General features: G+C 44.8%; 15 protein-coding genes, 1 tRNA gene and 1 other RNA gene. 1 reads left to right on the top strand and 16 read right to left on the bottom strand.

Annotation, left to right across the window (positions count from 1 at the left end):
- The first annotated feature begins 65 nt into the window (after positions 1-65).
- Entirely contained in the window at positions 66-239 is a 174-nt protein-coding gene (locus ACMXYN_RS10090; RefSeq protein WP_415891707.1) for a hypothetical protein, read from the top strand.
- Positions 240-283: 44 nt separating this feature from the next.
- Here the strand turns inward: ACMXYN_RS10090 and ACMXYN_RS10095 are convergent, their stop codons facing one another.
- The 16 genes from ACMXYN_RS10095 to ACMXYN_RS10170 all read right to left on the bottom strand — a co-directional run bounded on the left by ACMXYN_RS10095 (position 284) and on the right by ACMXYN_RS10170 (position 12,056).
- Positions 284-769 (bottom strand): hypothetical protein, encoded by a 486-nt coding sequence (locus ACMXYN_RS10095; RefSeq protein WP_415891708.1) that lies wholly within the window; start codon positions 767-769, stop codon positions 284-286.
- A 75-nt stretch (positions 770-844) separates the two neighbouring features.
- Positions 845-1,504, bottom strand: a complete 660-nt coding sequence (locus tag ACMXYN_RS10100; RefSeq protein ID WP_415891709.1) for an imm11 family protein — start codon at positions 1,502-1,504, stop codon at positions 845-847.
- A 232-nt stretch (positions 1,505-1,736) separates the two neighbouring features.
- Positions 1,737-2,789: a quinolinate synthase NadA gene (nadA, locus tag ACMXYN_RS10105; RefSeq protein ID WP_415885027.1), complete on the bottom strand. Its 1,053-nt coding sequence runs from the start codon at positions 2,787-2,789 to the stop codon at positions 1,737-1,739.
- 475 nt (positions 2,790-3,264) lie between these two features.
- Positions 3,265-3,387, bottom strand: a non-coding RNA gene (locus ACMXYN_RS10110) — RtT sRNA.
- 39 nt (positions 3,388-3,426) lie between these two features.
- Positions 3,427-3,502 (bottom strand) — tRNA-Lys (locus ACMXYN_RS10115).
- Between the two features lie 50 nt (positions 3,503-3,552).
- Positions 3,553-4,236 (bottom strand): 7-cyano-7-deazaguanine synthase QueC, encoded by a 684-nt coding sequence (queC, locus tag ACMXYN_RS10120; protein ID WP_415891710.1) that lies wholly within the window; start codon positions 4,234-4,236, stop codon positions 3,553-3,555.
- Positions 4,237-4,254: 18 nt separating this feature from the next.
- Positions 4,255-5,058 carry a tol-pal system protein YbgF gene (gene ybgF, locus ACMXYN_RS10125; protein ID WP_415891711.1) on the bottom strand — a complete coding sequence of 268 codons (804 nt, stop codon included), beginning with the start codon at positions 5,056-5,058 and terminating at the stop codon, positions 4,255-4,257.
- Between the two features lie 3 nt (positions 5,059-5,061).
- Positions 5,062-5,574, bottom strand: a complete 513-nt coding sequence (pal, locus tag ACMXYN_RS10130; RefSeq protein ID WP_415891712.1) for a peptidoglycan-associated lipoprotein Pal — start codon at positions 5,572-5,574, stop codon at positions 5,062-5,064.
- 97 nt (positions 5,575-5,671) lie between these two features.
- On the bottom strand, positions 5,672-6,979 hold the full coding sequence (gene tolB, locus ACMXYN_RS10135; protein ID WP_415891713.1) for a Tol-Pal system beta propeller repeat protein TolB: 1,308 nt from the start codon (positions 6,977-6,979) through the stop codon (positions 5,672-5,674).
- Between the two features lie 46 nt (positions 6,980-7,025).
- A complete protein-coding gene (gene tolA, locus ACMXYN_RS10140; RefSeq protein WP_415891714.1) occupies positions 7,026-7,901 on the bottom strand; it encodes a cell envelope integrity protein TolA in 876 nt (291 codons plus the stop codon).
- A gap of 3 nt (positions 7,902-7,904) precedes the next feature.
- Positions 7,905-8,321: a protein TolR gene (tolR, locus tag ACMXYN_RS10145; RefSeq protein WP_415884265.1), complete on the bottom strand. Its 417-nt coding sequence runs from the start codon at positions 8,319-8,321 to the stop codon at positions 7,905-7,907.
- Positions 8,322-8,334: 13 nt separating this feature from the next.
- Entirely contained in the window at positions 8,335-9,003 is a 669-nt protein-coding gene (gene tolQ, locus ACMXYN_RS10150; RefSeq protein ID WP_415891016.1) for a protein TolQ, read from the bottom strand.
- Positions 9,004-9,223: 220 nt separating this feature from the next.
- Positions 9,224-9,601: a TraR/DksA family transcriptional regulator gene (locus tag ACMXYN_RS10155; RefSeq protein ID WP_415891715.1), complete on the bottom strand. Its 378-nt coding sequence runs from the start codon at positions 9,599-9,601 to the stop codon at positions 9,224-9,226.
- Between the two features lie 131 nt (positions 9,602-9,732).
- Entirely contained in the window at positions 9,733-10,743 is a 1,011-nt protein-coding gene (ruvB, locus tag ACMXYN_RS10160; RefSeq protein WP_415891716.1) for a Holliday junction branch migration DNA helicase RuvB, read from the bottom strand.
- Between the two features lie 14 nt (positions 10,744-10,757).
- Positions 10,758-11,390 (bottom strand): Holliday junction branch migration protein RuvA, encoded by a 633-nt coding sequence (ruvA, locus tag ACMXYN_RS10165; protein ID WP_415891717.1) that lies wholly within the window; start codon positions 11,388-11,390, stop codon positions 10,758-10,760.
- Complete coding sequence (locus tag ACMXYN_RS10170) at positions 11,391-12,056, bottom strand: trimeric intracellular cation channel family protein (RefSeq protein WP_415891718.1); 666 nt, start codon at positions 12,054-12,056, stop codon at positions 11,391-11,393. It lies immediately after the preceding gene.
- Positions 12,057-12,060: the final 4 nt, after the last annotated feature.

The raw sequence follows: 12,060 nt of genomic DNA on the forward strand, positions 1-12,060 counted from the left end.
TTTAAATTAAAAAGTTCTAATAACAAAAGGCCGAAGCCTACGGGTTAGCTGGCGACATTGTCGGCGTGCACGAAGCTCGTATTGAATACTTCCTGCTAACAGCAAATGTGGATAGAGCTTTAAGGCAGATCGATTATGCTCTAAGGGAACCGACAATTAGCAGCACCGAACGCGCAAGATTAGAGCAAAGACAGGAAGATGCTAAAGAGATTAGGGAATCGTTGAAGTTGGATTATTGATATCTAGGCACGATAGCGATCCACTATGATAAAGATAAGTTTCGTTATTCTGGGCTTCGAATAAAATGTATGATCCAAAAAATCAAAAAAGGTAACAGCAATATAAAACAGACAAAAGTTACGAACTTCTGCTGATATTCTATGGTTTCCTGTAATTCTTCACTAAAACTTTGATCTCCAACCGCTATCACTCTATTACAGGATGAAGACCACTCCACCACCCATTCGTGACAAGGGGAATACCAAATAACTCTTACCACATCACCTTTACTCAGGTTCATACGCGAAGCAAAATGACCTGCAAAAACCAACTTCTCTTCACCATCATATAAGACCGTATAATCAGGCGCTTTACTTCGAACAAAACGGCCGTCTGAGGCAGATGCATAGCCGTACTCATAAAACTTATCAACAACGACAGCATCTTCAGGTGAGTAAAAATTCTTCAGCACAATAAAATATATACCTATTGGAATTATACATAGGACAAGCACCAATTTATCTAAGAATCCTTCCTGAAGCCTTTTCATTCACAACCCCATGAACAAAATAATTACACCAACAAACCAAACCTACAAAGGTTTTCTGAAGTCAAACTTCAAACCCTAAATTAATTTTTGATACAAACTTCCGTATTTTTTCTCACTCACACTACCATCTTCCCAAAATCCATAAAATTCTTGACTGCAGAGTAAAGAAAAGACCTTTTGAGAAACAACAAAACCTTTCTCCATACCTGATAAAGAAAAAAATGGAAAATCAATCACACCTTCCAATACACCTTCAGATGATTCTATTTTATCAGCATACAGTTTGAGACGTTTTTTATCAGAGCCATCTATATTCTCTCCCTCAAAATCTAGGACTCTTCCAATTTGCATTAAAAAATACCCCTTAACCAATTCGCCACCCACATAGAGATGAGATTCCCAAAAATCATGAGTTTTGGGATCAACCGACTCAACAAAATCTTTAAATTCATTGGACACTAAATGATATCCATCCACACGCGTAAAAATGTCTGGAATTTTATTCCCTCGGCAAGACTTTATTTTCAATGGGAAATTCATGAATTCAACTCTACTATCCTCAATGTAAACAATCTTTGCTTTATCAATAAAATTTATATTGTTATTGGTATTACGAAGACTGTGCCTATAAGTAAATAAAGGCATTTGCTGTATAGGCACACTTTTTCTAGCTTCGTCAGATAAAGAAACACTAAAAACACCATTAAAGGTCGTAGTTGTTTTTAAAAAATACATACCAAACCATCATTAACTCGAAAAAGATAAAGCAAAATTGCAGATGCATCTGCTCAATTCTGATTTACTAAAAACGCTAAACGGGGATTACATGCAGATAATAGAGAGATAAAAAAGAAGCCGATCTATCCATAATGGCCTGAAAAACCCAATCCTTTAGCTTGTAGACGTACCACTTTATTCAAAACCCTTTATCAGGGCAATAAAAAACCCGCTTGCGCGGGTTTCACATTTACTTATTCAGCTCAGCCGAGAAATCGAGCATTCGCTGCAGAGGCTTACGCGCATCAACGATTAGAGACTCATCGACGTGGATCTCATCTTGCCCTGTTTCTAGTGCGTGAAGCACGCTCTCTAGACCGTTCATAGCCATCCAAGGGCAGTGAGCACAGCTTCGGCAAGTTGCACCAGAACCGCCCGTAGGCGCTTCGATAAACTGCTTACCTGGCGCTGCTTGCTGCATCTTGTAGAAGATCGCTTTATCCGTTGCAACGATAAACTGCTCATTTGGCAGATCACGCGCTGCATTGATAATTTGCGTAGTAGAACCGACCGCGTCCGCAATCTCTACGACTGAATCTGGTGATTCTGGGTGAACCAGTACCGCTGCATCTGGGTAAACCTTTTTAAGGTCTAGAATACCCTGCGCTTTAAACTCTTCGTGTACGATACAAGCGCCATCCCACATCAGCATTTCAATGCCTGTTTGACGTTGCACGTAAGTACCTAGGTGCTTATCTGGCGCCCAGATAATCTTCTTACCTTGATCAGCCAAGTGCTCAACCACTTGTAGCGCAATGCTAGATGTTACTACCCAATCGGCACGCGCTTTTACAGCGGCTGAAGTATTGGCATAAACAACCACTTCGTGGTCTGGGTGAGCATCACAGAATGCGGAGAACTCTTCGATTGGACAACCAATATCAAGTGAACAAGTCGCTTCGATTGTTGGCATAATTACGCGCTTTTCTGGCGTAAGGATCTTAGCCGTTTCACCCATAAACTTAACGCCCGCAACCACTAAGGTGCTAGCGGAATGAGCATTACCAAAACGCGCCATCTCTAAAGAGTCAGAAACACAGCCACCGGTTTCGTCTGCTAACTGCTGCAAAACGGCTGAAGTGTAATAGTGCGCTACCAGACAAGCATCTTTCTCTTTAAGCAGTTTTTTGATCTTCTGCTTATACTCTTCAACCTGCTCCATAGTCATATCTAGAGGCAAGTGTTCTTTAGCGAAGTGCTCCTGCACGAGGATGCGATCTGAAATATCCTGTTGGCTCAACATGTGACGTAATACTCATAAGTTGTACTGATCGACTACCTGCTCACCTAGGTAGCTTTATTACCTGAGGATCACCCAGATAAAAATTAGGGGACGTAGTATAGCATAGAGATACGAGCGGCTAGAAGTTACTTAAATCAGTGGCTAGTGGCTAGTGGCTAGTGGCTAGTGGCTAGTGGCTAGTGGCTAGTGGCTAGTGGCTAGTGGCTAGTGGCTAGTGGCTAGTGGCTAGTGGCTAGTGGCTAGTGGCTAGTGGCTAGTGGCTAGTGGCTAGTGGCTAGTGGCTAGTGGCTAGTGGCTAGTGGCTAGTGGCTAGTGGCTAGACAGGATTTTACGTTTGCATAGGAAAAGCGAGTCAAGATTTTTCTAACAACTAACGAGCGAAGCGCTCTATAGACGAAGTCGTACTAGCAACTTAAACGCGTAGCGTTTGAATTTCAGGCATAAAAAAACCAGCACATAGGCTGGAGTTTTTAAGTGGTGGGTCGTATAGGATTACTTTGCCCTTCGGGCCAGCGTCGCAAGCTCCGCTGTTTTCTACAGGCTTCGCCTTCCGAATCGAACCTTTAACGGTTCTCATCCTATACAACGAGCATCTTTCAGACATAAAAAAACCAGCACATAGGCTGGAGTTTTTAAGTGGTGGGTCGTATAGGATTCGAACCTATGACCAATTGGTTAAAAGCCAACTGCTCTACCGACTGAGCTAACGACCCACACAGAGGACGCGTATTTTACGTATCCTTAATGCAAAAGCAAGGCTTTTTTATTGATATCGGGTTGGATCTTCCAAGCCTGCATCAACAAAGCCTTTTGCGCGCAAACGACAGCTGTCGCATGCACCGCATGCCTGGCCTTCATCGTCTGCTTGATAGCAAGAAACGGTCAAACCGTAATCAACACCCAGACGAGTACCCTCTTGGATGATCTCTTCTTTGGTTAAGTCGATCAATGGTGTTTCGATCTTTATTGGATCGCCACTAACACCACGTTTAGTCGCAAGGTTAGCCATGGTTTCGAAGGCTGCAATATATTCTGGACGGCAATCAGGGTAACCGGAGTAATCGACTGCGTTTACACCAATAAAGATCGCATCAGCTTCCAGTACTTCAGCCCAACCTAACGCTAAGGACATAAATACTGTATTTCGTGCCGGAACGTAGGTCACCGGAATTTCGTCGGTTTCCTCTTCTGGTACGTCAATGCTGTGGTCTGTTAGCGCTGAACCACCAAAGTCTTCTAGGTGAAGACGAATGACACGGTGCTCGGCTGTATTCAGTTGCTTGGCAATTTTCTTAGCCGCGTTTAACTCAGTTAAAGAGCGCTGACCGTAATCAAAGCTCAATACATAACAGCTGTAGCCGTGTTCGGCAGCCATTGCCAGCGCTGTTGCCGAATCCAGACCACCAGACAGCAACACCACTGCTTTTTTTGAAGCAGAAGAATTCATGTGTATTCCAAAGATTGATTAGAGCTGACGCTTAAACTCTTTAGCTAAGCGAACCGCATCAGAATCAGGGTATTTATTGATTACCAGATCAAGGTATTCGGTTGCCTTAGCTGTGTCACCTAATTGATTGTAGATGATACCTAGCTTATACGCTGCATCCGGTGCTTTCGGGTTATCTGGGAACTGAGTTAACACCTGCACGAATGATTCACGCGCCTGTTCAGGCTTTTGCTCTGCTAAGTGAATCTCACCTAGCCAGTAGTAAGCATTAGGCAAACGTACACTTTGTGGGTAATCCTTCACAAAAGCAGAAAATGCTTCAGCCGCTTTTGGGAAGTTTCTCACCTTAACCAGACCAAAGGCTTCACGATAAGCCTGCGCATCACCCGCTGATGGCGCTAGAGGCGCTACATCTGCTGGCATTTGCGGTCTAGATACCGACGAATCGCCCTCTAACACAGGCGCGTTATCAGCACCTATCTGACCAGTTGTTGCTGGCGGTGTTAAAGCTGGATCCCTTAAAGCGGTGATACGGCCATCTAAATCGCGATAGCGTTCTAGCTGCTGGCGTTCCATCTGCTTTAGACGGTAATCTTGCTGCTCTACTTGACCACGTAGAGAACGCACTTCGTCCTGCAACTGCTGGACAATAAGTATCAGTTCACTGTTTTTAGAAGCCGAGTGAGCGTTGTAGGAAGGTTGTTGAACATTGGCAGGCGAAGCGCCAACACCCAACTCAATAACGGGCACTTCTTCTGCTACAACATTAGCGCTGATCGCCAGCGCTAATGCAGTAGAAAGAACGGTAGAGTTCGAAGTCATAAATTAACGAGTTACGTACTTCAGTTCCACACGACGGTTCTGGCTCCAGCTAGATTCGCTGTGACCCAAAATCGCTGGTTTTTCTTCACCAAAGCTAACAGTTTCGATCTGAGAAGCAGATGCACCATTAACCTGCATAAAACGAGAAACCGCTTTAGCACGACGCTCGCCTAGTGCGATGTTGTACTCACGTGTACCACGCTCATCGGCATGACCTTCCAGTACAACCTGAGCAGATGGGTTAGCTGCTAGGTATGCTGCGTGCTTTTCTAGATCAGCAAAACCGCCTGCCTTAACTACTGATTTATCGAAATCAAAGTAGAAAACAGTCTGTAGGTTAGCAACATCTGACATAGAAGAGCCAGAAACAGAACCCTGATTAACACCTTGTGTAGTGCCAGTATCAGTACCTGTAGTTGCGCCACCTTCAGTAGATGAACCACCTGTAGAACAACCTGCTACCCATACTACGGATAGCGCTAGTGCAGCTGCTTTAGTTACGTTGGAAGCTCGCATTGATCACTCCTGTATATTTGCTGGTCTTCCCAGCAAGCAAAATATTATTGAATGCCGCCATGTCCAAATCTGAACATAAGTTAATGTCTATAAACTTTTATTGCAAGTAGGGGCTCCATGCTGGTTCCCTAACATCACCACTACTTGCCGGTAAAATGAAGCGCACACCACCATCTAAGGTAACGCCGCCCAAGACCCCTCTTACACCTTTTTGCGTAGCATACAGAATAATGCTGCCATTAGGCGCAATGGTTGGGGACTCATCTAAAAATGTATCGGTCAGGATATCTAAACGACCTGTTTTAAGATCCTGAACTGCAATTCTGAATACGTTATCTACGCCACGGTGAACCATCGCCAAGAAACGACCATCCTGAGTCAAACGACCACGGGAGTTATAGTTACCTTCATAAGTTACACGCTCTAACTGACGTGTTGGAAGATGAATACGATAGATCTGCGGCTGACCACCACGGTCAGAGGTAAAGATAAGTGACTGACCATCAGGCGACCAAGAAGGTTCCGTATCGATGCCATAATGGTGAGTAATTCGCGCCAGGCTACGAGAACGCAGATCTAGAACATAAACCTCAGGGTTACCATCTTTAGATAACACTATCGCAAGTTTATTACCGTCAGGTGACCAAGCAGGCGCACCATTCAAGCCTCGGAACGACTGAACCTTTTCACGCTTACCTGTTGCTAAATACTGAATGTAGATAGCAGGCTTACCGGATTCAAAAGACACATACGCCAATTTAGACGCATCACGAGACCAAGCCGGAGACATCAGCGGTTCGCTCTGTTCACGAATCGTGATTGGACGGGCACCATCGGAATCAGCCATCTTCAAACGGTAACGACCTTTACCACCACCAAACTGTTGAGCCGTTACGTAAACGATACGAGTCGAGAATGCACCACGAACACCTGTTAGCTTCTCGTACACCATATCCGAGATATAGTGTGCGATATCACGCATATTAGCCTGACTGCCTGATACACGCTCAGCAAGTAACTGCTGCTCTTTCAGTACATCGTATAGCTCAAACTCTACTTTTAGCTCTTTACCTTCAGATGGCAGCTGACGACCGATCAATAGAAACTCAGTTTTGCTCACGCGCCAATCGCGGAAGTAAACCTGATCACGTTTGTTTGGAAAGCTCAGCATATTGCGGCGATCCATCATCGAGAACAGACCGGTACGGCCCAAGTCATCAGATACAATCTGTGCAATATCTTCTGGCAGAGCGAAACTACCATCCCAAGAAAACGGCACTACAGCAACCGGCGTTGGCTCATCAATACCTTGGGTAATTTCGATAGCCAAATCACCTTCAGCGATTACGGAAACCGAAAACAACAGCGCACATGTAGCTATAACTCGCTGTAAAAATCTGTTCATTTAGTTCTCCTTAAACACATAGCCGCCATACCAATTTAAAACAGGCTTAATTCCGTAGATCTTCAGGACGGAAACGCAATACACGCTTACGGAAGTATCGATCAAACACAACCGAATCCATCTCCTGAAGTTTTTCAAATACTTGTACACGTTCAATCGCACGTAAAGCATCGTTATCGAAGCGAGCATCACCACTCGATTTACTTACATACAGATCATTCACTCGACCTGATGGTAAGAAATGTACGGTAATTTCTACTACCATACCATTTCGCGCAGTCGGTGATCGACGCCAGTTACGGGTAATCTGGGAAACGATATACGCTTCATAACTCATAGCAGCAGCACGCTGTTCTTCAGCTTGCAGAGCCGCCTCTTCCGCCTGCAACGCCTGCATCAGTGCTTCGTTACGGGCTTTATCTTCTGCTTGTTTTTTTGCTGCTGCTTCAGCTTTTCTTTTCTTCTCTGCGGCCGCTTTTTTCTCAGCGTCTTTACGTTTTTTCTCAGCTGCAGCTTTCTTTAAACGATCTTGCTCAGCTTTCTTTTTAGCTGCTTCTTTTTTACGTTTTTCGTCAGCTTTACGCTTCTTTTCAGCCTCAGCTTTCTTTTTCTCTAGCTGTTTTTTCTTTTCAGCTTCTTTCTTAGCTTTTTCCTGCTTGCGCTTTTCGTCCGCTTTACGCTTCTTATCTTCTTCAGCTTTCCGGATTTGATCCGCCTTCTGCTTGGCCTTAGCTTCAGAGGCTTCTTTGCGCTGAGCAGATAGCGTGGTCAGGTCGACAATCTGCGCCTGAACATGACGAGGGACTTTGCGCGCCTCCTCTTTGTGCTCAAACCAGCTCTGTGCCAACAAAACCACAACAAAGATATGAAGTATGACAGCAAGGACTGTAGGAAGAAGATAACTACCCGGTCGCAAAATCAAACCCTACTCCGTCACCAAGCCTACGCTCGGCGCGCCTGCTTGCTGTAGCAAAACCATCAACTGCACAACTGAATCGTAATTCACATTACGATCACCGCGTACCAGCAGCATTTTCTTAGGGTTACTTGCTAAAATTTTAGCCACACGATCCTGAACAACATCGGCCGTAACCGCTTCTTTAGGGTCACCACCAATATCGATAAAGTATTCACCTTCTGAATTAACCGTCACGATAACCGGCTCATTATCTTCGTCATCGACAGGCTCCGCCGCTGCTTTAGGCAGATCAACATTAACGCCTTGCGTCAGCATGGGTGCCGTAACCATAAAGATCACCAAGAGCACCATCATGACATCAATGTAAGGCACTACATTGATATCAGCGTTTAACTTACGTTTTTTCTTATGCCGTCTGATCATCGATCACACCCGCTTAGTTGGATGCGTGCATACGACGATGCAAGATAGAAGAGAATTCGTCAGCAAAGGTTTCGTAGTTACCTAACAAATACTCAACCTGCGCAGAGTAGCGGTTATAAGCAATTACGGCTGGAATCGCAGCAAATAGACCAATCGCTGTAGCGATCAAAGCCTCAGCGATACCAGGTGCTACAGCTGACAATGTTGCTTGGTGAACATTCGCCAAACCACGGAAGGAGTTCATAATCCCCCAAACTGTACCGAAAAGGCCGATATAAGGACTGGTAGAACCTACAGTTGCAAGGAATGGCAGGTGCTTTTCTAGCTTATCTTCTTCACGCGCTAGCGCTACACGCATACTACGCTGCACACCGTCCATGACTGAATCTGGATCATAACCTGCTTGCTGAGTTAGACGCGTGTATTCTTTGATGCCTGCGCGGAATATATTCTCGGCACCACAGTCAGAATTTGGTTCGTGATTAATCTCTCGGAAAAGTTGGCCAAGATCGACACCAGACCAGAAGCGATCTTCAAAGTTACGTAGTGATTTACGCGCACTACCTAACACCGATTGGCGCTGAAAGATCATCACCCAAGAAAGCACTGACGCTAATAAAAGCATTAACATTACTAGTTGAACCACGATACTTGCGTCGGCAACTAGACTCCAGATCGACATTTTTTCGACCACAGCACTTCCCTCTAAAAATTTGGTACAGGATACAATTTACCGGCTTTGTGATTCATCAAAAACCAATAAGTTCCATCCATTTAATAGATAAAAAAATGAAGGCACAACAATAACAGTCATGGCGATTAATACAAGGGAAAACCAGCGTTTGAATTAGCTGTTAGGGAAGGGTTTGCCAGCTATCAGATTAGATAGCTGGCGAATAGATCTAGGCAATTTTCTTTAATGAAGATTCGTGAATAGATTGGCAGCGAATACAGCGCGATGCAGTAGGATTAGCCTTGAGGCGCGTCAACTCGATCTCCTCTCCGCAATTGATGCATTCACCGAAACTACCCTCATCAATACGCTTTAGTGCAGCTTGGCATTCAGCTATCTCATCATGATGACGCTGAAGTGTTTCAAATTGACGTTCCAACTCAACTGTATGCTCGACTTCTTCACCGATATCTCGCACTTCGGACACAGAAGTGGATGAGATTTGATCTCGCAACTCTTCTTCGAGCTCGGCTTTCAGCTGAATAAGTAAACGATTAAGCTCAAGTCGGAATGCAGTAATCTCTGCATTACGAAGTATGGCCGTCATATTGTTACCTGTTATTTTTTTCAGTTATTTGGCAGGCATATTAGACGGCTTTTCTTCGGTCGTACCTTGATTGATGTCAGATTAACCAACAAATCCTATTTATTATAGGGTTTATTGATCCAGATCGTATTTTAAGACTCTTGAGGCTTAGCAATTCCAAAGTGCTGATAAGCATGATCAGTTACAACACGACCACGAGGTGTGCGCATAACAAACCCTTGCTGAATTAGATAAGGTTCTAGCACATCCTCAATGGTATCGCGCTCCTCACTAATTGCCGCAGCAAGACTTTCTACACCAACAGGGCCACCACCGAATTTTTCGATCATAGTCAGCAGCATGCGACGATCGAGATGATCGAAACCATGGTGATCGACGTTCAGCATATTCAGTGCACGATCTGCGATATCACTGTCGATAACACCATCACCTTTTACTTCTGCGTAATCGCGGGCACGGCGCAACAAACGGTTAGCAATACGCGGCGTACCGCGAGAGCGTTTTGCCACTTCGCATGCACCTTGCGTATCAATCTTAGTCCCAGAAAGGTCTGCTGATCTAGCAACAATACTGGTCAGATCTTCAACATTATAAAACTCTAAGCGCTGCACGATACCGAAACGATCACGCAACGGAGACGTCAGCAAACCGGCGCGTGTTGTTGCACCCACCAAAGTAAATGGAGGAAGCTCTAATTTGATAGAACGTGCTGCCGGCCCTTCACCAATCATAATATCCAGCTGGTAATCCTCCATTGCTGGATAGAGCACCTCTTCAACATTCGGGCTTAGACGGTGAATCTCATCGATAAATAGAACGTCATTAGGCTCAAGATTGGTCAACAACGCAGCAAGATCCCCTGCTTTCTCAAGCACAGGACCAGAAGTGGTTTTGATCTCCGAGCCCATTTCATTGGCAATGATGTTAGCCAAAGTTGTTTTACCCAAACCTGGAGGGCCAAATATCAAAGTATGATCTAACGCCTCATTACGCATCTTCGCCGCTTGAATGAAGATCTCCATCTGCTCACGAACAACAGGCTGGCCAACGTAATCCTCTAACGTTTTAGGGCGGATAGCGCGATCATGCGCCTCCTCTACCGGATTACTCAAAGGCGAGATAAAACGATCAGCTTCAATCATAACTATTTACTCTATTAACCAACCATGGAGCGTAAAGCGACACGAATAAGATCTTCACAACTCGCACCAGATCCAAGTGATTTATGCGCCTGCTCAATCGATTTAGTTGCTTGAACGGGTTTATAGCCCAACGCAACCAATGCACTTTCTGCTTCAGCACGATTATCACTAACCGACTCAAATGAAGCCATATCGGGACCATCTGCTGCCGACAGCTGAAACTCATCCGAAGATTCCAGTCCAAGCGCCTTAATCTTGTCTTTCATCTCTACGATTAAGCGCTCAGCTGTCTTCTTACCAACACCCGGCAACTTAATTAAAGACGCGGTATCACCGTCATTTACGCAACGCACGAACTCAGACGTAGAAATACCGGAAAGGATCGTAATCGCCAATTTCGGCCCAACGCCATTAGCCTTAATCAAGGTTCTGAAAAGCGAACGTTCTTGCTTATCGATAAAACCATAAAGTAACTGCGCATCCTCTCGTACGACAAAGTGGGTAAAGAGCGTTACCTGCAACCCAACTTCAGGTAGTCGATAAAATGTGTTCATAGAAGCTTCCACTTCGTAGCCCACACCATTTACATCAATCACTAACTGTGGAGGCTGCTTTTCTAACAACTCACCTTTTAATCGACCAATCACTTACTTTTTATCCTTATCCAGTTTTTCGAGCTTATGACCTGCCACAATAAACTCAGGTAACCTGAGATCTGCGAACATCGCAGCCATACGCAATACAAAGATGATTACCATAGAGATCAGCGCGACTGGCTGCCCTGGAATATACGACTGAAACACCACAAAAAATACCGAGCCTGCTAATGCACAAGTCGCATAAAGCTCACCATCTCGTTGCAAAATTAGTGGTATCTGCCCAGTCAAAAGATCTCGAATCATACCACCAGCACAACCAGTGATAACGGCCATCATCACAACAATAATCGGCGGCAAACCAAGACCTAAGGCTTTTTCGGCACCTAACACGGCAAACAGCGCCAGACCCATAGCATCCAGCACTAATAAAGTGCGTCGAGGGTACTGAATATATCGACAAACAAAGAAAGCAACGACCGCGGAGGTAATCGCAGTCCACAAATAAGAGGTATCTGCCACCCATACAACGGGATGAATATCTAAGGTGATATCACGAATCGTGCCACCACCTAAAGCTGTCACTATCGCTAAAACAACCACTCCTAGAATATCCAATTGCTTACCCTGAGCCGCCAAAGCCCCAGCAGTTGCAAATACTGCAACTCCAATTAGATCAGCAATATAGATAAAATCGGCGTAAGACATCTCATTCATAATA

It is taken from the genome of Neptuniibacter sp. PT8_73 (assembly GCF_047778045.1).
In the GTDB taxonomy this organism is placed as follows: Bacteria; Pseudomonadota; Gammaproteobacteria; order Pseudomonadales; family Balneatricaceae; genus Neptuniibacter.